Annotated in this window: 25 protein-coding genes; 6 read left to right on the forward strand and 19 right to left on the reverse strand. The window is 45.7% G+C overall.

Annotated elements, in window-relative coordinates:
- Together BUA75_RS12740 and BUA75_RS12745 are read right to left on the reverse strand one after the other, a co-directional pair.
- Positions 1–110 (reverse strand): transposase (locus tag BUA75_RS12740; protein ID WP_165612019.1); only part of this gene is annotated, 110 nt, incomplete at its 3' end.
- Between the two features lie 437 nt (positions 111–547).
- Complete coding sequence (locus tag BUA75_RS12745; protein WP_083574339.1) at positions 548–1,789, reverse strand: MDR family MFS transporter; 1,242 nt, start codon at positions 1,787–1,789, stop codon at positions 548–550.
- A 289-nt stretch (positions 1,790–2,078) separates the two neighbouring features.
- On the opposite strand from BUA75_RS12745, the gene BUA75_RS12750 reads away from it, so the two are divergent.
- Both BUA75_RS12750 and BUA75_RS12755 read left to right on the forward strand, forming a co-directional pair.
- A complete protein-coding gene (locus BUA75_RS12750) occupies positions 2,079–2,762 on the forward strand; it encodes a response regulator transcription factor (RefSeq protein WP_072874981.1) in 684 nt (227 codons plus the stop codon).
- A gap of 24 nt (positions 2,763–2,786) precedes the next feature.
- Positions 2,787–4,049: a sensor histidine kinase gene (locus BUA75_RS12755; protein WP_129583642.1), complete on the forward strand. Its 1,263-nt coding sequence runs from the start codon at positions 2,787–2,789 to the stop codon at positions 4,047–4,049.
- Here BUA75_RS12755 and BUA75_RS12760 read toward each other — a convergent pair.
- From BUA75_RS12760 to BUA75_RS12775, 4 genes are read right to left on the reverse strand one after another with little or no spacing between them, the layout of a single operon-like run.
- A complete protein-coding gene (locus BUA75_RS12760; RefSeq protein WP_083574344.1) occupies positions 4,003–4,806 on the reverse strand; it encodes a lipoate--protein ligase family protein in 804 nt (267 codons plus the stop codon). The two genes, BUA75_RS12755 and BUA75_RS12760, sit on opposite strands and share 47 nt — an antisense overlap.
- Positions 4,807–4,814: 8 nt before the next feature.
- A complete protein-coding gene (locus BUA75_RS12765) occupies positions 4,815–6,314 on the reverse strand; it encodes a sensor histidine kinase (protein ID WP_072874984.1) in 1,500 nt (499 codons plus the stop codon).
- Complete coding sequence (locus BUA75_RS12770; protein ID WP_072874985.1) at positions 6,311–6,994, reverse strand: response regulator transcription factor; 684 nt, start codon at positions 6,992–6,994, stop codon at positions 6,311–6,313. Before BUA75_RS12770 ends, BUA75_RS12765 begins: the two co-directional genes overlap by 4 nt.
- A 1-nt stretch (position 6,995) precedes the next feature.
- Entirely contained in the window at positions 6,996–7,949 is a 954-nt protein-coding gene (locus tag BUA75_RS12775) for a LysR family transcriptional regulator (protein ID WP_072874986.1), read from the reverse strand.
- Positions 7,950–8,051: 102 nt separating this feature from the next.
- Here BUA75_RS12775 and BUA75_RS12780 point away from each other — a divergent pair, with 102 nt between their 5' ends.
- Both BUA75_RS12780 and BUA75_RS12785 read left to right on the forward strand, forming a co-directional pair.
- Positions 8,052–9,332, forward strand: a complete 1,281-nt coding sequence (locus BUA75_RS12780; protein ID WP_072874987.1) for an adenylosuccinate synthase — start codon at positions 8,052–8,054, stop codon at positions 9,330–9,332.
- 95 nt (positions 9,333–9,427) lie between these two features.
- Positions 9,428–10,294, forward strand: coding sequence for an SDR family oxidoreductase (locus BUA75_RS12785; protein WP_072874988.1), 867 nt, complete (start codon positions 9,428–9,430; stop codon positions 10,292–10,294).
- 67 nt (positions 10,295–10,361) lie between these two features.
- On the opposite strand, the gene BUA75_RS12790 is transcribed toward BUA75_RS12785, so the two are convergent.
- The 5 genes from BUA75_RS12790 to BUA75_RS12810 all read right to left on the reverse strand — a co-directional run bounded on the left by BUA75_RS12790 (position 10,362) and on the right by BUA75_RS12810 (position 14,864).
- Complete coding sequence (locus BUA75_RS12790) at positions 10,362–11,561, reverse strand: acyl-CoA dehydrogenase family protein (protein WP_072874989.1); 1,200 nt, start codon at positions 11,559–11,561, stop codon at positions 10,362–10,364.
- 162 nt (positions 11,562–11,723) lie between these two features.
- Complete coding sequence (gene gap, locus BUA75_RS12795) at positions 11,724–12,746, reverse strand: type I glyceraldehyde-3-phosphate dehydrogenase (protein ID WP_072874990.1); 1,023 nt, start codon at positions 12,744–12,746, stop codon at positions 11,724–11,726.
- A 14-nt stretch (positions 12,747–12,760) separates the two neighbouring features.
- Positions 12,761–13,822 carry a sugar-binding transcriptional regulator gene (locus BUA75_RS12800; protein WP_072874991.1) on the reverse strand — a complete coding sequence of 354 codons (1,062 nt, stop codon included), beginning with the start codon at positions 13,820–13,822 and terminating at the stop codon, positions 12,761–12,763.
- Positions 13,823–13,954: 132 nt separating this feature from the next.
- Positions 13,955–14,362, reverse strand: a complete 408-nt coding sequence (locus tag BUA75_RS12805) for a hypothetical protein (protein ID WP_072874992.1) — start codon at positions 14,360–14,362, stop codon at positions 13,955–13,957.
- On the reverse strand, positions 14,352–14,864 hold the full coding sequence (locus BUA75_RS12810; protein WP_072874993.1) for an NUDIX hydrolase: 513 nt from the start codon (positions 14,862–14,864) through the stop codon (positions 14,352–14,354). The genes BUA75_RS12805 and BUA75_RS12810 overlap by 11 nt, the downstream gene beginning before the upstream one ends.
- A 156-nt stretch (positions 14,865–15,020) precedes the next feature.
- On the opposite strand from BUA75_RS12810, the gene BUA75_RS15960 reads away from it, so the two are divergent.
- Positions 15,021–16,400, forward strand: a complete 1,380-nt coding sequence (locus tag BUA75_RS15960; protein WP_072874994.1) for a dTMP kinase — start codon at positions 15,021–15,023, stop codon at positions 16,398–16,400.
- Positions 16,397–17,845 carry a Ppx/GppA family phosphatase gene (locus tag BUA75_RS12820; protein ID WP_072874995.1) on the forward strand — a complete coding sequence of 483 codons (1,449 nt, stop codon included), beginning with the start codon at positions 16,397–16,399 and terminating at the stop codon, positions 17,843–17,845. The genes BUA75_RS15960 and BUA75_RS12820 overlap by 4 nt, the downstream gene beginning before the upstream one ends.
- A gap of 26 nt (positions 17,846–17,871) precedes the next feature.
- Here BUA75_RS12820 and coaA read toward each other — a convergent pair whose 3' ends face one another.
- From coaA to BUA75_RS12860, 8 genes are all read right to left on the reverse strand, one after another.
- Positions 17,872–18,825: a type I pantothenate kinase gene (coaA, locus tag BUA75_RS12825; protein ID WP_072874996.1), complete on the reverse strand. Its 954-nt coding sequence runs from the start codon at positions 18,823–18,825 to the stop codon at positions 17,872–17,874.
- Positions 18,826–18,922: 97 nt separating this feature from the next.
- Complete coding sequence (locus tag BUA75_RS12830; protein ID WP_072874997.1) at positions 18,923–19,954, reverse strand: L,D-transpeptidase; 1,032 nt, start codon at positions 19,952–19,954, stop codon at positions 18,923–18,925.
- A gap of 58 nt (positions 19,955–20,012) precedes the next feature.
- Positions 20,013–20,984: a COX15/CtaA family protein gene (locus tag BUA75_RS12835; protein WP_072874998.1), complete on the reverse strand. Its 972-nt coding sequence runs from the start codon at positions 20,982–20,984 to the stop codon at positions 20,013–20,015.
- A 66-nt stretch (positions 20,985–21,050) separates the two neighbouring features.
- Positions 21,051–21,974 carry a heme o synthase gene (locus tag BUA75_RS12840; protein WP_072875017.1) on the reverse strand — a complete coding sequence of 308 codons (924 nt, stop codon included), beginning with the start codon at positions 21,972–21,974 and terminating at the stop codon, positions 21,051–21,053.
- Between the two features lie 245 nt (positions 21,975–22,219).
- Positions 22,220–22,546 (reverse strand): cytochrome aa3 quinol oxidase subunit IV, encoded by a 327-nt coding sequence (qoxD, locus tag BUA75_RS12845; RefSeq protein ID WP_072874999.1) that lies wholly within the window; start codon positions 22,544–22,546, stop codon positions 22,220–22,222.
- 3 nt (positions 22,547–22,549) lie between these two features.
- Positions 22,550–23,179, reverse strand: coding sequence for a cytochrome (ubi)quinol oxidase subunit III (locus BUA75_RS12850; protein ID WP_072875018.1), 630 nt, complete (start codon positions 23,177–23,179; stop codon positions 22,550–22,552).
- 14 nt (positions 23,180–23,193) lie between these two features.
- On the reverse strand, positions 23,194–25,152 hold the full coding sequence (gene qoxB / locus BUA75_RS12855) for a cytochrome aa3 quinol oxidase subunit I (RefSeq protein ID WP_420950322.1): 1,959 nt from the start codon (positions 25,150–25,152) through the stop codon (positions 23,194–23,196).
- A gap of 59 nt (positions 25,153–25,211) precedes the next feature.
- Positions 25,212–26,054, reverse strand: coding sequence for a cytochrome c oxidase subunit II (locus BUA75_RS12860; protein WP_072875000.1), 843 nt, complete (start codon positions 26,052–26,054; stop codon positions 25,212–25,214).
- Positions 26,055–26,489 lie beyond the last annotated feature (435 nt).

The raw sequence follows: 26,489 nt of genomic DNA on the forward strand, positions 1-26,489 counted from the left end.
ACTTTTGGGACAATACCGTGGCGGCGCGCTACCTGGGCGGCATTTCCCACCTCACGCACCTCTTTAAGAATCTGTTCTTTAAATTCCAACGTATATCGTTTCCGTTGCATCAATAAATCCCCCCCACTGATAATTCAAGCTTAGTGGACAAGGGATGAAGACTCAAATCCAATTTCGGGGCTTAAGAGGTTGCCCACAAGCTCCACAGACACAAAAAAAGGGGAAGCCGCTTCGCTCCTCCCCTCTGGCCTACGGCCATTCACCCCTCCCACTTCAACGGAATAGGGAATGGGTTAGATTTTTAAATGAGTTAGCCATCTCTCTTCGGTAAGATTTTTACGTGAGTTGACACGGAAGATGTCATGCTTTCTGAACAGTGAATTTTTACCTGAAAACAAGAAAAAACTTTGATTTTATAAGGTTTTTAAGGATTTTTCGGTTCTTCAGTTGTATCTAAGAATCCTCTTAAAATTATTATGGAGGCGCTTTCATTTGTTAAATTGTAAAAATTCAAGAATATTTGCGCAATTAATCGAGGCTTGCTTTGTTAAGAAACCTCACGTCTTTCAGCAATTCGACCCGGTCTGTTGACAACATGAAAGAGTAAAAATAAAAAAATGGGCAGTACAAGGAGTAGCAAACTTACATGCAAAACTCCATTAATTCCATCGCGATCGTACATATAGCCTCCATAAAATGGACCGATCATTCGACCAAAGGTTGCGCCGCTACTGACCAACCCTTGCAGAAACCCAAGTTTTCGAGGCGGTGAAAGTTGGGCAATGGCGGCTGGAACAGATGGCCAGACAAACATTTCACTAAATGTTGTCAACAACATGGCGAGCAAAAAAGCGATGTAATCATGACTGAGGGCAAGAAGCAAGAAGGCGAGGATATACCCTATCACCCCTCCCACCATGTGAACGGTAAGCGAGGGAACACGGCGAACCACAAAGCTAACCACAGGTTGACCAAGGAAAATGAGGGCTCCGTTGATAGTCCAAAGGATACTGTAAGCTGACAACGGATAACCCAAGGCCTGCATGTCGACTGAAATCGTCGATTGCCACTGGACATACACAGACCATGTCACTATAAAACCGGCCAGCAAGATGCCAATCGCCCCCCAGGGAATGGAAGCTGTCTCCAAACGACTGGCTACATTCTCAATACTTTCATGACCATGAACAGAGCGATGCTGGTAGACCTTCTGGAAAGGACGTCGAAACACTGTTAAGGTAAGGATGACAAAGAGAAGATAACTCAAAAAAATACCGTAAAATACTGTATCAAATGAGTGAGCTGCTATAAAACCGCCAATCGCCGTTCCTATAGCCACGCCCACGTTATTGCTGACATACAAGAAATTAAACGCTTTACGCCCTGCTTCCGGCCAGGCGTGACCAGCCAAAGCATTGAGCACTGGAAATGGCACGGCACAGAGCACTCCAAAAACGGCCATAACTCCAACATAAACAGCAAAATGTTGATAAAAAACAGGCAATAAAATGGATATGGCTGCCAAAAATGATGAGCCAGCCAATGTTAACACAGGCCCAAAGCGATCATAGCACCATCCTCCGAGCAGAGAGCCTATAAAACCTGCTCCGGAATAGACCATTAACACAAACCCAGCAACCGCCATGGATTGATGAAGCTTTACATGGATATAGATAGAATTCACTGGCCAGAGCAGTGACAGTCCACCCACATTGATGAAACAGGCCAAGGCAAGCAACCATAAAACGAGCGGCACATTGCCCAAAGCCCGTTTTTTCCATCTATCCATCTTGTTGCACTCTCCTTCACCTGTTCCGTTCACAATTCTCTGCAGAGGCTTGTTGGTCCCGCGAAATTATATCACCTAAGGCTTTAGAAAACGAGATAGAAAAAGAATAAAAAACTTCCTCGCCACTTTGTGAATGGTCGGAAGTCTATACGAAACTTTTCCATACGATGCAACAATTCACCTCGCTTCATATTGAATTTCTCTTGAAAAATCAGTTTAAGAAAAGTTTGATGTACAATGAGATTCAAACATCAAAAGCTCAAAAATATAGTCACAACGGGGTGGTCATATGCGCATCTTGTTGGTGGAAGACGAACGGCGTTTATCTGCCGCTATTGTCCAATTACTCAAAGAAAATCAATACGCCGTGGACGCTGCCTTTGACGGAGAAAGCGGTCTAGATTTAGCTATGACCAATTCTTACGATGCTTTGATTCTTGATATTATGTTGCCGCGCATGAGCGGACTAGAGATTTTACAGACATTGCGTAAAGAAAAGCTAAATGTTCCCATTTTGCTTCTAACAGCTAAAGATACGGTGGAAGACCGCGTCACAGGTCTTGATGCCGGCGCAGATGATTACCTGGTCAAGCCGTTTGCGAACAAAGAATTGCTGGCTCGCGTGCGGGCTTTGACGCGCCGTACAGGCAATTTACAAGGGACGGAAAATTTGCAAGTTGGCCCCTTCACGCTCGACTTTGCCACACGGGAAGTGCAAAAGAATGGACAAACCATCAATTTGACCAGCAAAGAATTTCAACTGATGGAACTTTTTTTACGCAACCAGGGGAAGGTACTTTCCAAGGAGATTATTCTCGATCGCGTTTGGGGACCTGATGCTGAGGTGATTGGCAACGCGGTTGAAAATTACGTCCATTTTTTGAGAAAGAAGATTGATGACGCAAACACACCGTCCTATATCAGCACCGTAAGGGGTGTCGGTTACATTTTCCAGGTGGAGAGAGGTCGCTGAATCGTAGTGTTCCAACAAGTTCGAATGCGCATTGCGCTACTCGCCTTAAGTTTGGTGCTCATTATCTATACGATTTCTTCCATCGCTGTTTATGCTATCGTCCATCTTTATGTCATCCATGGCATCGATCAACATTTACACACGATTGCCGAACGCGTAGCGAACGAATACGATGCCACAGGTAATGTAGAAATCACAGGAAATCTTTTGCCACATGGCACTTATCTATTCTTCGCTGCAAGCGGAACTCTATTTGTCAAAACGACTTCCAGCCTACAACCGGTTTTGGTGAATTTGATTCACAACGCCCCACCTGGAGAACATTATGTCGATTTGACGGCTGATGGAATTCACTATCGAGTATTTTATGCTTTGTCAAATTTAGGTAAACAAGGCACAGATATTTTAATGGTAGCTCAGGACGATCGCGTTGAACTTTCTGTGCTGAACAACTTGAAAACCGTCATCTTCCTTGTAGGTTTGGCAGGTATGTTGATTTCTACACTAGCTGGCTTCTTTCTCGCCAATCGTGTTTTGCGCCCCATTCGCGCCGCATGGCAAAGGCAGTTAGAATTTGTAGCTGATGCTTCTCACGAGATGCGCACCCCTCTGGCGGTCATTCAATCCAATTTGAATATTGCTATGGGACACACAGACGAATCGATTCTCGATAATTTGGAATGGCTGAACAACGCCCATAGTGAAACCCGCCGTCTATCCAAACTCGTTACCGATTTGTTGACACTCGCCCGTTCCGATTCAGAAAAATTGCCGTTACAAATTCAAACCTTGTCAATTGAAGAAGTCTTTGACAAAGTAACCGATTTATACAGCAGCATTGTAGAAATGAACGGTATCCGATATCGCTCTGAAATCGCCGCCAGTGCCGCCCAACAATATTTTTCCGGAGATGCGGATCGCATTCAGCAATTGCTCCTTATTTTGCTTGACAATGCACGAAAATTTACGCCTGCTGGCGGTGAAATAGCATTGATTGCTGAACGCTCGCGAAATCATTTGCTGATTCAAATCAAGGATACAGGACGCGGCATTGCTCCTGAAGACTTGCCGCGCGTCTTTGACCGTTTTTTTACAGGCGATGCATCCCGTACACGAGAGACCAGTAACGAGACGGGAGTCAGTGGCACTGGACTTGGTCTTTCCATTGCCAAATGGATTGTCGAGGCGCATAAAGGGAAGATTTCAATCACCAGCGAAGGATTGGGCTTGGGAACAACCGTTACAATTGAACTCCCGATTGCTTCGCCTCGTTCATCTTCAGAATAAATTGCTGGCAACTTTCCAAAAGTGAACGCTTAGCCACAGCCATTACTTCTTCCCGCTCCTGGGAATGGACAGTTTCCCAGACTTCATGGAGCGAAACTGCTGTCTCTGGCAAAGCGCGAAAGGATTGATGGGACAGTTCGTAAAAACGATTGATATTGGCAATTGCTCTTGGAACTTCAATATAAACACTAATACAAGCATGCGCTACAATGTATCCTGGCTTATGGGTGGATATACCGGCTAATCCACCTTTCCAAGTCTGCGCAGTTCCCACCAATTTCCTGCCACCCAGCAATACATTATAGTGACCATCGCAATAACTGCCCGGCAAGTCACCAATTTCCCCTCGGCCGCCAAGTTCATTCAACCAATCGAGCAACGGTTGGCAGAGCAATCGATAATAGGCGTCGGTTGTAGCTCCAGGATGAGCTACTCTAGGAAAAAGCAAGGATAGATTGAGCATGCCTCGTCCATGAGGAACTGCAGTCCCGCCAGTCGAACGCACAAAAACGGGACAACCTTCCACAGCAAGTTGTTCCCTTGCCCATTGACCTGCTTGGGTTGCTACATCTCGTCGGCTCACCACCAAACCATCTGGCGCACTATGCTGCCATATCCGTAGCAAAGGCGGTCTTTCAGAGCGAGCAATGGAAGCTGCCAGCTGATCATCCAATAAAATATTGTCGTTTGGATCGTCCAACTCCAACGTATCTGCAACGACATTTTCCGGCCAAAGCAAAACATCCTTAGCTTTCATCAAAATATTTATTCCTCCATGGGCGAATTCGATAGGTTCCCAGATTTTAAGCGAAATTTGTTACTTTGTGATGTGCCTTTCTCCAACAAAAGCGGAAAAAGCAAATGAACCGTTGTGCCTTCCCCTAAACGGCTATTAATGTAAATTTGGCCTTGATATAATTCAACTAATTGACGAGCAATAGACAGTCCCAGTCCTGCACCGCCACTGTTCCGATCACGGCCTTCCTTCGCGCGATAGAACCGTTCAAAGACATGCGGCAAATCATCTGCAGGAATGCCTTCACCAGAATCCTGGACGGAAACCCGCAAGCGGCTCGCCTCGCGATTGGCAGCCAGCACAATTTGTCCCCCGCTTTTTGTATGGCGCATTGCGTTGTCCACCAGGATCACAAGAATTTGCCGAAGATCGTTGCGATCCATACGAATAGCTAATCCTGCTTGAAGATGAATTTGTTCAAAAACACGCAAATCTGGCCGCAAAAGACGCGCATCGTCTGCCATCTGCTGCAGAAGAGACGTTATATCCTCAGTATTCATCATGGACTCAACCGGTTCTTGATGGTTCTCTAATCGCGAGAGCAAAAGCAATCGATCAACCAAGTTTTGCAATCTATCTACTTCCGTGACTATATGATGAACCGCCGGCTCCCAAACACTTTCATTGGTATGGCCCCAACGTCTGAGAATATTGGCATGACCAGCCACAATAGCCAAAGGTGTCCGCAATTCATGGGAAGCATCCGCAATAAAGCGACGCTGTTCTTCCACACCTCTTTCAACTTTATCCAGCAAATGATTGATGGAAGTAGCTACAGAAACAATTTCCTGAGGACCTTCCGGTACAGGAACACGGTTGGAACGCAACCACTCCACTGTGCGTATACCGTCAATCAACTGCACAAGCGACCTTAGTCCTCGCTGCAAGAGGGCGTATAGACCCGCAGCAAAAATGAGTAAACTGACTGCATCAATCCAAAAGAGCGTATGCATCACTGAACTCACTTTACTGTATATCTGCTCCGTTGGACCGACTACCACCACACTCCCTACTTCTTGAGTAGGATATACAATGGGACGAGCTAACGCCATCATCGATTTCAACTGTCCATTTTCTACATAAGTGATATCCGGCAAACGAACAATGCTCTTCTTCAGCGACAATCGACTCGCTAACAATGCCTGCGAAAGCTTACTCTCCACTTGATTCCATACATTATCGGGAAAATCATTCGTTTCATCCAGAGAAGTGATTTGGCCTTGACTGTTAAAAAACGCAATGGCTGATCGAGTAAAAAGAGCATAATCCTCCCAATTATTATTCATCAAAGTATCGCTGGGATTAAGTTCAGCCGCATGCCATACGTTGTTGACCTCAAGCGTCAATTCCCGCTCGTAGTCGGAAAAATTAGACTGACGGACAAACACGGAAAAGGTGATGGTAAACACCAGCATAACCAGCGCAAACCAGAGTATTGTCAACCACAACAAGCGGGATCGAAGACTCATGGGGTATCACTCCGAAGCATATAACCAAGTCCTCTTACCGTACGTATGTATAGCTTATCCGGATCGAGTTTTTGCCGAACATATCCTATATAGACATCCACCACATTGGTATCGACAGGCGTTTCAAACCCCCACACCTGTTTCAGCAATTCACTGCGGCTAATCACAGCGCCGCGGCGTTCCCATAAAAATAGCAACAAATCTAACTCTCTCGCAGTCAATTCAACCAATTGGCCATCTTTATACACTTTGCGCCGCAACGGATCGATCACCACATCTGCAAACTGGATATTTCCCGTTGGCTCGCTAGCCAAAAACTTCTCTTTACGGCGTGTCAGGGCACGAATACGAGCAATTAACTCTTCAATGGCAAACGGCTTGATCAGATAATCATCTGCGCCCGAATCCAACCCCTGTACTCGATCTTCCACCGCTCCCCGAGCTGTCAGAAAAATGACTGGTACATCGCTTTTTTCACGAATTTTTCGGCACACTTCCAGTCCGTTGATATCCGGCAACATACGATCGAGCAAAATCAAATCCACAGAATGTTCCTCAAAAATACGCAATCCTGCCGCACCCGTTGTAGCTACATACAAATGGTATCCTTGCAGTTCTAACTCAATTCGCAAGAACTCCACCAAACCTGTTTCATCTTCAACCAAGAGAATCTTTTGCATCTCAATCCACCTCGTGTAGCGACTGCTGACTGTGGATATTGGGCCAAAAAACAGCCGAAAGACTTGGCAGTTGAGCAGCAAACTGCTCCGCCGCTGCCATAAGCGTACCTTGACGTCGACGAATCACTGTGATAGTACGGGATGTCAGCAAAACTCTCGATACAAGAAGAGCTGTCAATCTTCCCGTCTCCATATCATCCTGTACACTCGATTTTGGCAACACAGAAACCCATTCCCCATACTGTAACACGCGATTGATGCTTTCCAAACTGTCCGTTTCCATATTGGCGTCAATGTTTACGCCGTACTCCAAAGCGAGATCGGCAATAATCTTACGCAAACCTGAGCCTTGGCGCATGAGGACAAAGGGATAGGCGCAAACTTCTGCCAGTGTTACTTCTCTTCCAGCAAGTGGATGATGGTGAGCAGCGACAAAAAGCAGTGGGTCACGCCATAGCTCCACCCCGGTTAATTGTGAGTCTGTTGCATCCCAGGAAGTTACAATGCCTAGGTCGATCTCGTTTTGCAAAAGCGCTTCAATGGTACGCCGAGAGCTACCGGTGGTCACTTGAAAACGGACTCCTGGGTGAAGATGTTGGTAGTGCGCGAGCAGCGGTGGCAAAAGATATATGGAAGGAGTCAACCCCGCCCCCAACCGTATCGTTCCAATTTCCGGATTGCCAAAGGCATTCATTTCTTCCCGCAAACGCTCCTCTGTTTGCAAAATACGTTTGGCATACTGATAGGCCAATTCTCCCGCATGATTCATAACCAACCTGCGGCCAATTCGGTCAAAAAGCCGCACACCCAATCTGTGTTCCAATTGCTGCAATTGCCGTGTCAATGTTGGCTGTGTAGTATTCAGAACTTGTGCGGCCTGGACGAGAGTTTCGTTCTCGACTATTTGCACCAGCGCCTGATATAGTTCCAACCTTTTCACCCATCTCAAATTCATTTGAATTCCGTATAAGAATTATACAATAAATCAATTTTACACATAGATACTTTTTACATACACTGAAATTTGTGATGGCTTGCAAAACGAGGGGGAACCGGCATGTTTCACGCAGTAGTTGGAGCTCAGTACGGAGATGAAGGTAAAGGAAAAATGGTTGACTATTTTGCTGTCAACGCCGATGTGGTCGTCCGCTACCAAGGTGGAGGCAACGCGGGGCATACCATTGTCAATGAACACGGTAAGTTTGCCCTGCATCTAGTACCATCCGGAATTTTTAATCCGGAAACTTTTTGTATTTTAGGAACTGGCGTAGTCATTCATCCAGCTCATTTGGTGCGTGAGCTTCGTCAACTAGAAGATCGTGGCATTTCCACCAAACGACTTATTGTTTCTGAAAGAGCCCATCTCGTGCTGCCCTATCATGTTTGGCAAGACGCTTACGAAGAAGAGAAGCGCAGTCGCAAAGTAGGAACCACTTTACAGGGAATTGGTCCTGCTTATCAAGATAAAGTAGGTCGTTATGGAATTCAGATTGGCGAAATGATTCATTTGGACAGTTTCCGTACTCGTCTGGAAGCGGCTTGGGCAGCCAAAATCGAGCGTATGCCGGCTCTTGCTGATTATGGAAGTTTTGAATCTATGTGGGCGGAATTGGTAGATGCTCGTGAAGTTCTCTTACCCCACATTGCTGATACCTTGCCATTTTTAATGGAGGCAGAACAGTCTCAAAAGCACATCTTGCTGGAGGGACAATTAGGCATTATGCGCGATCTCGATTGGGGCGTATATCCTTACGTTACCTCATCATCGCCCATTACTGGTGGAGTATTTGCTGGGGCGGGTATCCCTGCCACAGCGATTTCACGCGTCACAGGTATTACCAAAGCTTATACTACTGCTGTGGGTGAAGGTCCATTCCCTACACAATTAGATAATGAAATTGGACAATTTTTACAAGATAAAGGAGAGGAATTTGGAGCTACCACTGGTCGGGCTCGCAAATGTGGTTGGCTTGATTTACCTGCATTGCGCATGGGAGCATGGCTGAACGGCTATACAGAATTGGCGCTGATGAAACTGGATGTGCTGGCTGGTCTTGAAAAAATTGGCGTCTGTGTCGCTTATCGTCGGAACGGACACACTTACTCTATGCCTATGCCTGCTTATCAATTGGAAGATGCAGAGCCGATTTACGAATTCTACGAAGGTTTTTCTGAAGACATCTCGAATTGCCGAGTTTACGAAGAATTACCTAAAACAGCCCGACAGTTCATCGAGGCTTTGGAAGCCGATTTGCAAATTCCCATTCGCTATATATCCGTAGGACCCAATCGAGATCAAACCATTATTCGTAACGAAGTGGTCTCTTTAGGAAAATAAAAAACACATATTGGAGAATGGGGAGTAAAGCTTGGCAAAAAGGTTATCCTGTTAGAAGATTCTTGCGGATTGATTTTCTAACGAGGAGATGAACCATGAGCCAGCCCGTATTTCCGACATCTTTCCCATTACAACATCAAAATCAGCAACCGGGACTGGAAACCCTCATGCAACCACGTCCCGTTTTTCACAACCCATCTTATCGAGGTTCTGAAAAATTAGCTGGCAAGCGAGCATTGATTACTGGCGGGGACAGTGGTATAGGCCGAGCGGTAGCGACAGCGTTTGCAGCAGAAGGTGCACATGTATCCATTGTGTACTTATCTGAACACGAAGATGCTAACGAGACAGCTGATTGGATTAAAAAATCGGGTCAAAAGGCGCTTTTGTTTCCTGGCGATATTCGCCAAGAAACATTTTGCCAAAAAGTCGTTTCCGATACCGTTCAGGCGCTGGGCGGATTGGATATTCTGATTAATCATGCAGCCGAGCAACATCCTCAAGCTTCTCTTCTTGACATTACGCAGGAACAACTGTTGTCGACCTTTCAGACCAATCTCTTTTCCATGTTTTTCTTAACACGAGCAGCATTGCCGCACCTGCAAAAAGGTGCGGCCATTATCAACACAACGTCTGTGACAGCTTACGAAGGACATGAACAACTGATAGATTACTCTGCCAGCAAGGGTGCTATTGTCAGTTTTACACGTTCCTTAGCCAAATCTCTTGCCAAGCAGGGCATTCGAGTCAACGCTGTAGCCCCTGGTCCTATTTGGACACCACTCATTCCGTCTACTTTCAGTGCAGAAGAAGTCAGCCAATTTGGTAGTCAAACACCGCTGGGACGAGCAGGACAACCTTGTGAACTGGCACCCGCTTATGTGTATTTGGCAAGCGAGGACAGTTCGTATATGACGGGTCAGGTGTTGCACGTCAATGGCGGTACTGCTGTTTCTTCTTAAAAATTACTTTTACGATGATACTCCTATAAAACCAGCTCATGACCGGGTATGCTGAAGAAGTACCCGGTCAATCTTGCAGTTCTAAACGCGCTACCGCACGGCGATGCACTTCATCCGGACCATCCGCCAGACGAAGCGTGCGCGCGTTTGACCACATTTTAGCCAGCGGAAAATCATCGCTAACACCCGCTCCACCATGAACCTGAATTGCCCGATCGATGACTTTTAAAGCCACATTGGGAGCGACAACTTTAATCATGGCAATCTCTTTTTGAGCCGCCTTGTTTCCAACGGTATCCATTTTATAGGCGGCATTCAAAACAAGCCACCTCGCTTGCTCAATCTCCATACGAGAATCAGCAATCCATGACTGGATAACTCCCTGTTGAGCAAGTGGTTTGCCAAAGGCGACACGCTGTTTAGCTCGCTCACACATAAGTTCAAGTGCACGTTCTGCAGCCCCAATCAAACGCATGCAATGATGAATTCTTCCAGGACCAAGACGCCCTTGAGCAATAGCGAATCCTTTCCCCTCTCCCCAGATGATATGGTCTGCTGGTACTCTCACATTGTGATAAGTAACCTCAGCATGACCATGCGGTGCATCGTCGTAACCGAAAACAGGCAGCATTCGTTCCACTCGGACACCTTCGGTATCAAACGGAATTAAAATCATCGACTGTTGTTCGTAGCGAGTCGCATCTGGATTCGTTTTCCCCATCAGAATGGCTACTTTACAGCGAGGATCGCCCGCCCCACTCGACCACCACTTGTGAGCGTTGATAATATAGTGGTTTCCATCTCGCACAATACTGGCAGAAATATTGGTGGCATCGGAAGAAGCTACTTCTGGTTCTGTCATAGCGAAACAAGAACGAATTTCACCCGCCAAAAGTGGTTTTAACCATTTTTCCTTTTGTTCTGGACTCCCATAACGCGCCAAAACTTCCATGTTACCCGTATCTGGTGCATTACAATTGAATACTTCCGGAGCAATTTCAGAACGTCCCATCATCTCGCAAAGTGGTGCATATTCCAAGTTGGTCAACCCTGCGCCATATTCTTCATCTGGCATAAATAGATTCCAGAGTCCTGCCGATTTGGCTTGTTGTTTCATAGTTTCCATAATTGGAGGTATGGAGAAACGGTTTTCCGCGGCTGCCAATTGCTCGGCATAAATCTTCTCTCCAGGATAAACTACTTCTTCCATAAATTCTTTAAGTCTCTTCATCCAAGTAAGCGTTTTCTCTGAATAACTGAAATCCAATCTATGCTCCCTCCCAATCACCGCAAAAGAAAAAGCGCGGATAACTTGACTTTACTCCGCGCCAATCAGGGGTGCAACTTGTCAATTCAATGATACGGACTGCGTATGGATGATTTACAGGCGAAAGTCAAAGCACTGCCTGCAAATGATCTGGACGGCCATTTAGGCTCTTGCAGTTACCGCCAATTTGTTACCTACATAGGCTGCCAAATCAACAACTCGATTGGAGTATCCCCACTCGTTGTCATACCATGCAACAACCTTCACCATACGATCGATGGCAAAAGTCGAAAGGGCATCCACAGAGGCAGAATGCGCATCACCATTAAAATCGCGAGAAACCAATGGCTCTTCTGTATATTGAAGAATTCCTTTCAAGGAAGACTCTGCCGCTTGTTTTAACGCAGCATTCACATCTTCTACAGAAACATCACGGCGCACATCAGCAACCAGATCAACCACTGAAACATTTGGCGTTGGTACACGCATAGCCATACCGTTCAATTTACCTTTCAAATGCGGCAACACCAGTCCCACAGCTTTAGCTGCACCAGTTGATGTAGGAATGATGTTGAGCGCTGCAGCACGCGCGCGGCGCATATCTTTATGCGGCAAATCGAGAATCTGTTGATCGTTTGTGTAAGAATGAACAGTGGTCATCAGTCCGCGTTCAATCCCAAATACATCGTCAATAACCTTTGCAACTGGAGCCAAGCAGTTGGTCGTGCAAGAAGCGTTAGAAATAACATGATGCACATCCGGATTGTACATATGCTCGTTGACACCCATAACGATAGTGATATCTTCATTTTTAGCCGGTGCAGAAATAATGACTTTTTTTGCACCACCTTTTGTTATATGCACTTGCGCTTTTTCTTTATCTGTAAAACGCCCCGTAGACTCAATCACCAAATCGACACCGACTTTGGCCCAAGGAATTTCACCTGGATCGCGCTCAGCAAACACTTTGACAGCCCGACCGTTCACTAAAATACTGTCTTTGTCTGCCTTTACTTCAGCATCTAATTTACCGTGGACTGAGTCATATTTAAGCAGCATAGCCAAAGTTTCAGCGTCCGTTAAATCATTGACCGCTACAATTTCAATATCTTGACGTTTCATAGCTGCGCGAAATACGTTGCGACCAATACGTCCAAATCCATTAATGCCAACTTTGAGTGCCATCTTTATTCTCCCCTTTATTTATCTTGATAGTAATCTTGAGATTGCACAATGAGACGCGCTGCGCCTTCATCAGTAATCAATACGTCGATTCTGTAAGCCTTCGCAGCTGCGGCAACAGCTCTCGCCTTACTGCTTCCGCCAGCAACAGCCATGACTACGCGGGCATTTTGCAAATCATCAAGACGAAGTCCAATTGTGGGCATGGAATACACCACATCGCCCTGCTGATTAAAGTAGTAACCAAACGCTTCTGCTACAGCTTGCTGATTTTCCAACCACGCCACTTCTTCATCAGGTACTTGACGACGTTTTGCCATTTTAACGGCTTCGCCAATTCCATGAACGACAAGCGTGGCTTTGCGAATTTCCGGCAGTCTCTGCTGAACGTATGGGTCGTTCAACAATTGTTCCATTGTCTCTTCATTGAGTCTGTCTGGCACATGCAACATCATGGACTCACCGCCCAGCTTTTCAGCCAGCGTGGAAGCAATTGTATTGGCTTGAAACTCTACCTTTTCACCTAATCCACCGCGCGCAGGCACAACTTTTACAGGATAAGAAACCGCACGAGCAGGCATTCGTCGGGCTATGGCCGCCATGGTAGTGCCGCCTGTGATACCAACGACCTCGTCTGGCTGCAGAAGACTCCGTAATAACTCTGCGGCTCGATAGCCGAGGTTGTCTTTGACCCAACTGTTTTGGTCGCTGTCATCTTCCACAACCACCACCTGAGGAATTCCCAGTACTCGGGAAACGCGCTCAGCCAGCTCTTTTCTGCCATCCATGCGAACAGCAAATTCTGCAACGCGATCGAGCACAGCTTCTCCATCTTCTGTCAAAGAGACTCCTGCAGAGCTAGCTGTCAAAAGCCCTTGTACACGTAGAAAATCCAGCTCTGCGCGAAGCACACGCTCAGTTGTACCCATTTCCACAGCTAAAGCACGGCGCCCAATAGGTTGCAGGGCAAGAATGCGTTCCAAAATGCGAATACGTTTTTGCAATTCGTCCGATAGCTCAGGTACGAGTCGACGAACGGCACTCCAGATGGAAACATCTTCTATTGAGTTCAAGCTCATCTGCCACCAATGGGACTAATTTAGTCCCGTGTAGTCATTTTTCGTCCCAACCACCACAAAAGATAGCCTTCTTAATATGATACCTTTGTAGTCAGTGTATTCTTTTTTACCGTATTTTGCAATGGGCAATCCTTACCCATCCTGATGATTTGCAGAAGTTTTGCATTTTTCTTGCCAAATGGCCCAAGCTAATCTTATGACAAGCAGCAAGGAGAATGAGGCTACTTCTGGAAAAATTGCACTGTCCTGTAGTGAAAGTATCATTTTCCTCGCTAAAACTGTTAGGATAAAATCTGTTAAATGAGTTGGTGACAGCGTTCGAATCAACTCAAGGATTTCGTAAACAAGCAACAGAGAAAAAATATCTTCAGTTAGACTTCGAAAATGAGTTAAAACAATTTCAGGATGATTCAGCAATTCGCCCCAACGTATGATAAAACCAACGATGCCAATCAGTAATGCTGCAAACAAAATTCCTACAATGGCGAAACGAATATACATCAATAAATGGCGAATAGTGCGTAACATTTTAGAACGCACTCGGTATGCCTCCCTCCTGTATGCCTGATAATTCTTCATGGATACAGTCGAGCGGCAAACATTGTCCAGCTTGTATATTGGATGCTATTTGCTGTAGAATCCCACTTTTCCACCAACAGTCTGGATTTTCCTCTAATTCTTCTTGCCAATCGGACAATGTGATCCAACGGGCCTCCAAAATTTCCTTCCCGTCCACCTTTAAACGCAAAGAGGCTGGCATATCCTCTACTCGGGCCAGAAAAACCAAGCGCAGTTTTCGTTCGTGGAATTTACGCCAATACGAATAGAGGCCAAGAAATCCTGTCAAACTACAATTCTTTACGCCTGTTTCTTCTTGTAATTCACGCATAGCCGCTTCCAACAACGGTTCACCCGGATGAGGTTGACCGGTGGGGATATTCCAGCATCCCTTCTTTTTGCCGCGCCCTTCACGTACACAAAGGATCTCTCCGCCGGAGAGCAAAACTGTACTGACGGAGAGCGTGATTTTGGCGATTTTCATAAAGATCATCCTCTTGTGCGACATCAAGTCTTCATTTTACTACAACCTTTGAAAGAAAGTATGGAGTCCTTGATTCGCAAAAACTCTTGAGTCGTCGCACCCTACTCTGGCAAAATGTAGAGCGTAGAAGAGACCAAAATAGAGGGGAGCCAACCCATGAACTACCCCGGCAAATTAATTATCGTGGAGGGTACTGACGGATCGGGCAAAAGCACTCAAATTGCCTTACTCAAAACATGGCTTGAGCATCAAGGCTATCCGGTGGTTTTTACAGAATGGAACTCATCTGCCCTCGTCAAAAGCTGGACCAAAAAAGCGAAACAACAAAAACAGTTATCGCCCGCCACGTTTCACTTAATACATGGAGCAGACTTTTATGAACGATATGAACGTTTCATATTGCCACTTTTGCGAGCGGGCTTCATAGTTTTGGCGGATCGCTATATTTATACTGCGTTTGCCAGAGATGCCGCACGCGGCTGCAATCGTGCCTGGGTGCACAATACATACCGTGATGTCGTACGCCCTGCGCTTTCGCTTTACTTCCAAACTCCTCTAAACGTGGCAGTAGACCGAATTCTCGTAGGCCGGACGGAACTCAAATATCATGAAGCTGGACTCGATTTAGGTATTTCGGACGACCCGGTGGAAAGCTTTAAAATCTTTCAAGGTCTTGTCAAACAGGAATATGATCGCATGGCGGATGAAGAGCACTTGCACGTTATTGACGCTACCTTGCCGATTGACGTACAGCAACGTGAGGTACGGCGTCTAACGGAATCTGTGCTAAAAAACTACGAAGGTTTATCTGCACTGCAATTAAATACAGGTAAATCTGCTCATTTTTGCAACGAAGCGATAAACCTGCAACAAGCTTTCGCCTTCCAAAATCATAAACTGCCCGGCAAACTGATTGTGATTGAAGGTTCAGACTACTCTCATCATTATCAGTATAGCCAAAAACTAAAGGAATTTTTGGAAATTCAAGGATATGCTGTTTATTCCGCTGGTATCAAACGCTCCAAACTTATGCGACAGGCTATTGACGAAGCGAAAGAAGAACAGATGGTAGGACCTCGCACCATGGCGTTGTTCTATGCAACAGATTTTTTCTCCGAGCTGGAACACGGTATCTTGCCTGCTTTACGAGCTGGTATGGTTGTCGTGGCTGACCGATACATTTTCACCCTGATGGCGCGTCAACTCGTACGCGGTGAAGATAGTGAGTGGTTACACCAACTCTATCAAGCGGCTCCCAAGCCGGACTTGGCTCTTTACCTAGATTCTGATGCAACGACTTTAGCTTGCCGATGCCTGCAACAATATGGTCAGCTATTCTATTGGGAAGCGGGTATGGATTTAGCTATCTCACCTGATGCCCTCGATTCTTTGTTGCATTATCAGAACGGATTACTCGCCCATTATAGAAAAATGGCCAATCTATACGGTATGCAAATGCTGCCCGCCTTCGAAAAAAATACGGAAGAAAAAATTCAAAAGTTAGCCTTGAAACTGTTGGCAGGTGATGAGGCATGAGTCGAATCGGTATTATCGATCTCGGTTCAAACTCAGCCCGCTTGATGATTTATGAAATTGAAAAAAGCGGAGCCTACTGGCCCATTTTTGAGATGAAACAAAATATTCGCCTAGCCGAAGCCATGAACGATGGAATCATTCAGGAAACAGGAATCCAGCGAGCGATTTCCTGTACAAGACTTTTTTATCGCGCGGGTCAATTACACAATGTGGACGAATGGTTAGCAGTCGCTACAGCAGCTATTCGCCAAAGTCGTAATCAGTCTGAAATTTTGCATCGTTTACGAGTGGAAGCGGGAATTGCTTATCAAGTTATCGAAGGCGCGGACGAAGGGAGATACGGCTATATAGGCGCAGTCAATACACTGCCTATACAGAACGCCTTGCTCTTTGATATCGGTGGAGCGAGCACAGAGTTGATGCTGGTAGAAAGCAGGAAATTAAAAGGCGTGGTGTCCCTGCCGCATGGAGCATTAAATCTCATGAAACGTTTTGAGAATGTATCAGAAACTGAGACAGCCAGACTCGTCTATCATTTCATGCAGGAAGCGTTGAACGAGGTCTCATTTTTGTCTTTTGCACAAAATATGCCTCTGGTAGGGATGGGCGGAACAGCTCGAGCATTGGCCAAACTGGAATTAGCCCGTCTGAACAAACCAAGCGCTCGCATTCACGGTTTTACCATGGACCAGGAGGCTGTCCAACAATGGTTTGAAGAACTGTCCAGCTTACCGCTTGCCAAGCGAAAAAAAATAAAAAACCTTTCCAAGAGCCGAGCAGATATTATTGTACCTGGATTAGCAATCATGAGCGCTCTTATGAAGAAAACCAGTAGCCCATCTCTGATGGTGAGTCGGGCGGGATTACGTGAAGGTATATTTTATGAACGATATCTACGCTATACTGGCAGCGCTGTGGTCCATGACGTGTTGAGTCATAGCCTCTTTAATTTTCAGCGGAAATTTGTCGTCAACCCTACTGTGTCCGATCTCGTCGCGGATGCTGCATTGCGCCTGTTTGACGCACTCGTTGAAAAGTCACTTGTCGATGCAGCGGATCGAACCTTATTTTACACAACCGTTCAAGTAGAAAGCGCTGGATGCTACATTCATACTGAACGCTGGATGCATCATTCCGCATACTTGGCCCAATGGTCGCAACTGTATGGTCTTGGTTACCATGAAACGGAGGATATGGTGCAACTTCTGTCCGGGAAAGCCAATAAGCGTTTAAAACGACTTTCATTATTACTGCGACTCGCCAAGCTGCTGACCTTACAACTTGGCATGAACGCAGAGGAAATTGAGATCGTCATGAATCAAGACAGTCTGATGATTGGCCGAATACCCGACATGAACCATCAAGTAGAAAAATCGGCAGATGCATCTTTAGTAGATGAATTTTTGCTGACTTTTCAAATTCCCCTTATCTTTTTGGATGCCTGACATTTTTTATACGGCATCTCTGATTTTCATAATTTTCGCAGCCGCGCCAGTTGAACCGCATGGTGCGGCCCTTTCGTTAAAATTAACTGGGCACGGGCACGGGTGGGAAGAATATTTTCACGCAAATTAACTGCATTCACTGTATCCCAAATGTGAGAGGCTGTAGATATTGCTTCCTCTTCGGAAAGCAGTGAATACCTCTGGAAATAAGATTCTCTCTTACGGAAAGCCGTCTCCCGGAGCTTCTGAAAACGCTCGATATACCACTGCTTTATCTGATGTTCTTCCGCATCTACATAAATGGTAAAGTCAAAGAAATCTGAAACAAATAGCTGCGGCTTAGTTGTTGTTGTACCTCCTGTTTGCAGGACATTCAAGCCTTCCACAATCACGATATCCGGATGCTCAACGACTTTATACTCTCCTGGAACAATATCATAGGTTAGATGTGAGTATACAGGTGCACTAACGGCTGGTTTGCCGGACTTGACGTCTGCCAAGAAACGAATCAAACTGCGAACATCATAACTTTCCGGAAAGCCTTTACGATTCATAAGACCACGTTCTTCAAGAACATGATTAGGGTAGAGAAATCCATCTGTAGTGACCAGATCCACCCGCGGGTGACTCGGCCATCTCTCTAGCAGAGCTTGAATGATACGCGCCGTCGTACTTTTACCCACTGCTACGCTTCCCGCAATACCTATGATATAGGGTACTTTCTCCTCCAAATGGCCAAGAAAGCGACTGGATGCTAAATAGAGATTTCGTGTAGCGTCCACATAAAGGTTGAGCAATCGTGACAGAGGCAAGTAAATTTCATCAACTTCACTTAAAGATACTTGTTCATTAATTCCATGCAATTTAACCAAATCTTCTTCTGTCAATGGCATGGGAGTGGAGGCGCGTAATTGCGCCCATTCATCTCTGGTGAATGTGATGTATCGGGAAAAGTGTGCAGTTCTATTTTTTTGCACCAAGAAAGTTGACCCCTTTTATGGCTCATCATCCCTAAGCCATGTTTTCTCTATTTATGATGTTATGAATGGATAAATTCTTGCCAACCCCGGTCAGATATCATGCTTCAATCGTCACAGGCGTTCCTATATGTACCATACTGTAAAGCTTTTTAGCTATATTCACTGGCAATTCCACACAACCCGCACTCTGTGGGAATCCATAGGAGGGCCTCGGGAATCCATGAATAGCAATATTACCATCAAAACTCATGACCCACTTCACTCCCGGATCATCATAGTGTGTCCCATTGGGATTGACACCCTTCATATTGACGACAGGCGACTTAAAGCGTATATAGAAATGTCCAAGCGGCGTTGCATTGTCAACGCCGGTATTACAGAGAGTTTTAAAGATAGCTTGTTGTCCCTGATAAACGGTTAAAGTTTCCGGTGTTCCTTCTCTAACTACAATACTAAGAGGAGTAGCAGTTACAAAAGGACGAACTACCTGAGCCACAGGCAAAAATTGACCAGTGGTAGAAACAATACTATGCTTGCCGCCATGCAATAACATAACAACTCGCTCCGTGGCAGGCAAGGGCTGATTCGGTATAAACTCAGCCGTAGTGCTGTTCTTCCATTCCACATTTCCAGCAACCGCTGGTTGAAAGCTGAGATCATGCTGGAGACTCTGAGGATTTTTCACTGGCGCACTGAAGTGAAACCAAAAGGGACCATCTTGCGAAACTTCAAGCTGCCAAATTCCAGGATCTGTTGTAACATGGAGCGGTTTTGGGGTCCAACCAGCAATTGTAACTGAGTGTTGCAAGTGCTGGCCTTCTCTATCAACGGCAGAAAGCAATGTCAACTGATTAAATTGATGCTGTTGCATGGATGCCTTCAACCAAAGAGTATCTTGTGGAACCGCTAAAGATTCCTGATAGGTTTTTCCGTCTATTCGCCACTTCAAACTTTGAACTCGATGATTAAAATGTAACGAGATTCCTTTAAGCACATTAAATTGCGTAATTTGAGGAAGAACTTGCAAATTTTCTCGTGTTCTCGGCGCCATCAGCATTCCACCGCCGAAATAGGTGGCAAGCGCGACCCATATTGCTACAACACAGCCAAAAATGGATCGACTTTTCATACCAGCCAGCCACCTCACTAGATTTTAGAGATTAGATGGAAGCAAAAACATTTCAGCTTTACAGGGTTGTCGACGCACTTTTTTTTCTTGGTCGATCTGGCACTGTCAAAAGCGCTAGCAAGCATAGGGACGAAAAAAGAAATGCTACAAGTGTTACATGAATGAGAAACGATGAAACATTATGATAGGTTACAATTAAAATTCCGGATAAAGCTTGCAAAAGAACCAGGATCACTGTTCCCCAAGCGGCTCGGTAAAGATCGGAGCGTAGATTTCGTAGGGAAGCGGCGCTTCGCAATATAAACAGACTAAAGACAAGCAAACCTAAAGCAAAAAGCCTGTGAATACAGTCCATCCAAAATGCGTAGTGTGGTGCGTAGATGCTTTCTGTAGGAAACGGCCAACCATGAAAAAACGGGGCAGCTCCACTACTTGAGATGTAAGCTCCGAAATACATTTCAACATAAATATAAATCAGCGACCACCAGACTAGCGATCGGATTCGGCTACCCGTTGCCGAATAGTCTGGACGTAAACGACCGCCTTGGAGAATTTCTTGTAATGGTACACGTCGCAATTGAAATAATAAAATACACAATAAAAGAACGGAAGCAAAAGCAATTAATGAGATGCCAAAATGAAAAGCTAAAAACCAAGCGGGATCGCCAAAAATCACCCCAAGCGCTCCCAGCGCGCCTTGGACAAAAACTGAAGCAATGGCTAAGACAATCAGCCATACAACTTCACGCAATTTACGATACTGAATCAGGGCGAAAACGGATGTAGCAAGTAGAAGTAAAGTTGCAATAGGTACCAAAGCTCGATGGCCAAACTCTATCAACTTATGAATGCCCATATGCTGTGGGATTAACACGCCTTCACATAGCGGCCATGAATTTCCACAAGCAAATCCCGAACCTGTCTCTGTATCAATAAATCCAACCGTATTGACAGCAAGAAGAAAAATAACTGTTAAAATGGCCAATAGAATAGTGACAAATTGTATACTCCGTTTATCTTGATTTGCCATACGCTGGCCTCCATATAAGATAGACTAGCCAGACACTGGAGTGTGCCTGGCCATCCTATGATTCAATTAACGCATATTGAGCATCATCATCACAAAAACAACTGGCAAATAAATGAGTGAACAGAGAAAAGTCCGTTTAGCCCAAACCATGCTTGCGTCTGGTTCAAAATAAGATCGTAAGACAAAACCAAGAAAAATAATCCCAACTACCCCAGCCACAGCCGCATATACCAAGCCTACCTGTCCCGTCCAGGCAAGAAGTACTGACGCGATAATCAACAGAACAGCATAGACAACACTTTGAATCTTGGTTTTACGTGCTCCTTTGACTACAGGCATCATTGGAATACCTGCTTTGGTGTAATCCTCGTTTTTATAAAGCGCAAGCGCCCAAAAATGAGGAGGTGTCCAGAGAAAAATAATAGCAAACATGATAATCGCAGCAAGTCCAAGATGTCCTGTTACACCTGCCCAGCCAACGAGTGGCGGAAAAGCACCCGCTCCGCCGCCTATCACAATATTTTGCGGCGTGCGACGTTTGAGCCACATGGTATAAATCACGGCGTAATAGAAAGCACCACCAAGAGCCAGTCCGGCTGTCAATGGATTCACAGCTAGATTGAGATAGACAAAAGAGCCAACGATTAAAAGAAGGCCAAGAATGAGCACATGATGGGCTGGCACCCTCCCTAACGGAATGGGCCGCTTGGAAGTGCGTTGCATAACAGCATCAATATCGCGATCGAACCACATATTAATCGAGGCTGATCCGCCCGTAGCTAGCGCTAATCCCAGCAAAGTATTGATAAACAGCGACCAGCGTGGAAAGCCGTGATGGGCGACAATCATTGCTGTAGCTGCAGTGAAAAGAAGCATAATTTGGATTTTAGGTTTTGTAGTAGCAATGTAGGCTTGTACCACATCCACCCATCTGTATGTCAACGATACATGCCGATCTAACTGCGACTTCGGGCTTTCCCGCTCGACCATCGACATTTCCGGTCCCTTCCTCTCCTCAGAAAAGAACTGCAGACACTGCAGTTGAATTGGACAGACAACAAAAGCAAGCATTCATCTTCAATAACTTATAAAGTTCAGTAAACAAGCATTCTGAACGACAGTATAAGATTTTTCTATCTTGGAAAACAAAGTACAAATGATAGGATTCCAAAACTCACGAAGCTAACTTTCCTTTTGCAAACGGCGACTCGGCCTCACCGAGCCGCCGCAACACGTTATGCAACATAACTTTTGAATGCCATGATCCAAATGGAACCTGCTACAACTGTAAACGCGATGAACATGGCAAAGAATATGAGAAATTGTTGATAGTTGGGTCCAAACGCTTCAGTCAAGTGCATGAACATAAACAACTGAATGACCGCCTGGAATACTGCCAGAATCACAATCGCTGAGATAATGGCGCTTGACGGAAGATGCGAGTCAAGCACAAACCAAATCGCCGCAAAAGTGAGTACCAGTGATAACACATAGCCAATAATGTGCTTCCACGGAAACTTTTCTTCGTGATGATGCGAACGGGTCGGCGTGTTGGATGACATGGCTTACAACACCTTTCCCATAAAGTAGACTACTGTGAAGATGAAAATCCAAGCGACGTCAAGAAAGTGCCAATATAGGCCAGAGATAAATATCTTGCGCGTCGTTACAGGGTTTAGACCACGGCGAGCCACCTGAATGATAATCGAGGTGAGCCAGAGAATACCGAGTGAAACGTGACAACCGTGCGTACCTACCAGAATGAAAAAGCTGGAGAGGAACGCGCTTTTGGAAATCGTTGCTCCCATATGCACGTACTTGAGAAACTCGGATACCTCAAAGCCAATAAAACCAAGACCAAGTAACACAGTGACAATCAACCAACCTATGACGGCGTTCTTCCAGCCCCGACGCATGGAATAAGTAGCCAGACCGCAGGTGAAAGAACTGGTCAACAGCAGGAACGTCTCAGAAAGAAATGTCGGATAGTCATAAAGTTGTTGCGATGTAAATCCGCCTGCCGTATTCCGGAAGAGCAGGATGTACATTGTGAACAAACAAGAGAACAGAACCAAGTCGGAACCAAGGAAGACCCAAAAGCCAAATATTCTTAGGCTTCCGTCCTCAGTAGAGTACTCCATCGGCTTGGACGTGTCGATGTGATGGTCATGTTCCAGGTTCAAATGACCTTCCATCTGATAGGACACCCTTACAACCTCCCCGCCTCGGCTTCGGTGCGTTCGATCACGTCCACCGGAATATAATGATCGGTATTGACCTCAAACGACCTTTGCCCCATACAGATGAGTACAATCAGCAATCCTAAGATAGCCGGAACCCACCACTCAAAGACAAACCCAAAACCAGCAAGTCCAAAAGCTGCCGACATTATAAACGGACGTCCAGAGTTGTTGGGCATATGAATCGGTTTGAACGCCGGTTTGGTTTTTTCTTCTTCTTTCTCGATATACTTCACGTACCACCAGTGATCGCGATCTTTGATGGTTGGGATTACAGCAAAGTTATATTCTGGAGCTGGTGAAGTGGTTGACCACTCAAGCGTACGTCCATCCCATGGGTCGCCTGTCAAGTCACGTTCGCCCCAACGAATGCTCCAATAGATGTTGTATACCATGAGCACGAAGCCAATGGCCATTCCGTAAGCACCAATCGTTTCAATCAAGTTGTAAGGCATCCAGCCTAGACCAGCCGGATAAGTATACATACGTCGAGTCATGCCCATCAATCCAACAACAAACATGGGCAGGAAACAGACGTTGAAAGAAATGATCCAAGTCCAGAATGCCCAGCGACCTGTACGATCGTCCAACTTGAAGCCGAACATCTTTGGCCACCAGTAGTACATGCCTGCAAAACATCCAAAGACCGTACCACCAATGAGCACGTAGTGGAAGTGAGCAACCAGGAAGTAGCTGTTATGGTACTGATAATCCGCAGGAGCCACTGCCAGCATGACACCCGTTAAACCACCAACCAAGAAGTTAGGGATAAAAGCAAGTGTCCAAAGCATTGGCAATTCAAAACGGATTCGTCCACGCCACATGGTAAACAACCAGTTGAACACTTTGACACCAGTCGGAATAGCAATCAACATGGTTGAAACCCCAAAGAAGTCATTGACACCAACACCAGCGCCCATGGTGAAGAAGTGGTGAACCCAAACAACGAAAGACAGAATCGAAATGGCAAGCAGTGACACGACCATAGCACTATAGCCAAAGAGACGCTTACGTGCAAAAGTTGCTACCACTTCGGAGAAAACGCCAAATAACGGCAAGATAACGATGTAAACCTCAGGGTGACCCCATATCCAGAACAAGTTAATGTATTGCATGGGCATTCCGCCGGCACTGATGGTAAAGAAGTGAGCGCCAAACAGACGGTCAATGAGCAAGAGCGCCAAGGCTACTGTCAATACCGGGAAAGCGAAGATAATAATGATAGATGTGATGAGCACAGACCAAGTGAACATGGGCATGCGCATCAAAGTCATACCAGGCGCGCGCATCTTCAAAATCGTTGTCATGAAGTTTACGCCTGTAGCAATCGTACCGATACCTGTAATTTGTAAAGCAATCAGATAGTAGTTTTCTCCAGGACCCGGATCGAAATGAGCACCAGCAAGCGGTGTGTACGATGTCCAGCCTGCATCCGGTGATCCACCAACGACAAACGATATGTTGAAAAGCAAAGCCGCAAAAAAGAACAACCAAAAAGAAATAGCGTTTAGATAAGGGAAAGCTACGTCACGAGCGCCAATCTGTAAGGGAACAGCAACGTTGAACAATCCAATCACAAACGGCATAGCCATAAAGAGAATCATGACTGTACCATGTGTGGTGAAAATCTGGTCGTAGTGCTCTGCACTGAGAAAATGCTCATTCGGGAATGCCAATTGCGAACGCATGAGTATGGCGTCCGAACCACCGCGAAAGAGCATAAGAATGGCGGCAATAATGTACATGATGCCGATTTTCTTATGATCGACCGTGGTTAAATACTCTTTCCACAACCACTTCCACTTTTTAAAGTAGGTGAGTACAAATAAAATGGCCAAGGATGCAAGAATAATCGCGCCATCTGCACCTAACTCTAAAACGTTGTGAGGAAAGAAGTTGAGGATCCACTGTTTCACAGCAGGACTCACTTTTCCGTCTCCTCCTTTTTCCCGGAGAAATTGTTACTCATTCAAGTAGATTTCTCAAATTAATTGTCTGCTTGAGCGAAAAGCTGTTGATCGGATGGATAAGACGAAAAACTTTCCGGTTTTGCCAGACCGGCTGTCATCAGCAATTTACGGCTTGCAGCTTCCGAAAGCGCCGGATCTGTTGTTTTTACCTGTTGTACCCAAGCATCAAACTGACTGGTCGGTTTAGCATAGACATTAAACTGCATATGAACAAATCCTTTGCCTGAAAACTGACCACTGCGCCCCAGATAGGTGCCTGGATGACTGGCTTCCAGCCATAACTTCAAATCCTTACCTGGCATACTAAACTCCATACCGCCTAACTGTGGAACCCAGAAGGTATTCATAGGCCCTACTGAGGTTAATTGAAAGTTAACCGGAGTGTTGGCAGGAATTTCAACATAATTGACTGTTTCAATCCCCTGCTGAGGATATTGGAATATCCACTTCCAACGCGCCGAAATCACATCAATTGTAATTGGTGCGTTTTTCGACTTGGGAGGGTTCTCCAATTCTCCCGTCACCACGACAGTCGGTATGGCAATAGCAGCAACCAGCACAATCGGAACGATGGTCCAAATTGTCTCCAGCTTACGATTGCCTTCCCATTCAGGATGGTAGGGCGCAGGATTGTCGCTTTTGTCACGAAATCTTGCTAGAACATAGATAAAAAGCACTGCCACAATGATGACGACAATAATCATTACAACGAATGACCAGAGAATGAGATGATACTCACTCTTGGCGACCGGTCCTGCCGGAGACATGACAGCGTACTTGGAACTGCATCCGGTAGCTAACAGCATGACTGCGGCCGCCATGGCGAGTACGCTTGCCAAGCGCTTTTTGGGCGGTAACATTGACACTTCCAACTCCTCTCTCAGCCCGTTTGTTCGTCCGGTGCCGCCGTGCCGGCGCGCGCACAGCGGCAGAGCCTGCACGGCCCGTGAACGTACAGCCGAAGGCTCTCGCATTAGATGATACCATTCGACACCCTTTGCTACCGAAGAATTTTGCGAGTTTCAAAGAAACGACACAGCAGCGTTAACAATTTCACCACAACTCGTTCCGTAAAAATTCACAGTTTTGTTTCTTCACTTCTTGACAAGAAACAATCCCCTGAGTTTTGATGACTTTACTGTGAGCCAAAATTATAACTTCGCTATGACGTTTCTCATAACTATCGATAGCGTGCCCGCTTTGCAAAGTTTTTATGCAAAAAATCTTCGGCGCACAAGAAAAATTCTGCAATTTTCATCTTTTCCCTTCCTTCTGTCACCAGAGATGAAGTCAAG

This window comes from Alicyclobacillus tolerans, assembly GCF_900142255.1.
Classification (GTDB): Bacteria; Bacillota; Bacilli; order Alicyclobacillales; family Alicyclobacillaceae; genus Alicyclobacillus_I; species Alicyclobacillus_I tolerans.

Coding starts and splice junctions, on each gene's coding strand:
- BUA75_RS12745 (WP_083574339.1), bottom strand. CDS start 1,789: ATGGATAGATGGAAAAAACGGGCTTTGGGCAATGTGCCGCTCGTTTTA.
- BUA75_RS12750 (WP_072874981.1), top strand. CDS start 2,079: ATGCGCATCTTGTTGGTGGAAGACGAACGGCGTTTATCTGCCGCTATT.
- BUA75_RS12755 (WP_129583642.1), top strand. CDS start 2,787: ATGCGCATTGCGCTACTCGCCTTAAGTTTGGTGCTCATTATCTATACG.
- BUA75_RS12760 (WP_083574344.1), bottom strand. CDS start 4,806: ATGAAAGCTAAGGATGTTTTGCTTTGGCCGGAAAATGTCGTTGCAGAT.
- BUA75_RS12765 (WP_072874984.1), bottom strand. CDS start 6,314: ATGAGTCTTCGATCCCGCTTGTTGTGGTTGACAATACTCTGGTTTGCG.
- BUA75_RS12770 (WP_072874985.1), bottom strand. CDS start 6,994: ATGCAAAAGATTCTCTTGGTTGAAGATGAAACAGGTTTGGTGGAGTTC.
- BUA75_RS12775 (WP_072874986.1), bottom strand. CDS start 7,949: ATGAATTTGAGATGGGTGAAAAGGTTGGAACTATATCAGGCGCTGGTG.
- BUA75_RS12780 (WP_072874987.1), top strand. CDS start 8,052: ATGTTTCACGCAGTAGTTGGAGCTCAGTACGGAGATGAAGGTAAAGGA.
- BUA75_RS12785 (WP_072874988.1), top strand. CDS start 9,428: ATGAGCCAGCCCGTATTTCCGACATCTTTCCCATTACAACATCAAAAT.
- gap (WP_072874990.1), bottom strand. CDS start 12,746: ATGGCACTCAAAGTTGGCATTAATGGATTTGGACGTATTGGTCGCAAC.
- BUA75_RS12800 (WP_072874991.1), bottom strand. CDS start 13,822: ATGAGCTTGAACTCAATAGAAGATGTTTCCATCTGGAGTGCCGTTCGT.
- BUA75_RS12810 (WP_072874993.1), bottom strand. CDS start 14,864: ATGAAAATCGCCAAAATCACGCTCTCCGTCAGTACAGTTTTGCTCTCC.
- BUA75_RS15960 (WP_072874994.1), top strand. CDS start 15,021: ATGAACTACCCCGGCAAATTAATTATCGTGGAGGGTACTGACGGATCG.
- BUA75_RS12820 (WP_072874995.1), top strand. CDS start 16,397: ATGAGTCGAATCGGTATTATCGATCTCGGTTCAAACTCAGCCCGCTTG.
- BUA75_RS12830 (WP_072874997.1), bottom strand. CDS start 19,954: ATGAAAAGTCGATCCATTTTTGGCTGTGTTGTAGCAATATGGGTCGCG.
- BUA75_RS12835 (WP_072874998.1), bottom strand. CDS start 20,984: ATGGCAAATCAAGATAAACGGAGTATACAATTTGTCACTATTCTATTG.
- BUA75_RS12840 (WP_072875017.1), bottom strand. CDS start 21,974: ATGGTCGAGCGGGAAAGCCCGAAGTCGCAGTTAGATCGGCATGTATCG.
- qoxD (WP_072874999.1), bottom strand. CDS start 22,546: ATGTCATCCAACACGCCGACCCGTTCGCATCATCACGAAGAAAAGTTT.
- BUA75_RS12850 (WP_072875018.1), bottom strand. CDS start 23,179: ATGGAAGGTCATTTGAACCTGGAACATGACCATCACATCGACACGTCC.
- BUA75_RS12860 (WP_072875000.1), bottom strand. CDS start 26,054: ATGTTACCGCCCAAAAAGCGCTTGGCAAGCGTACTCGCCATGGCGGCC.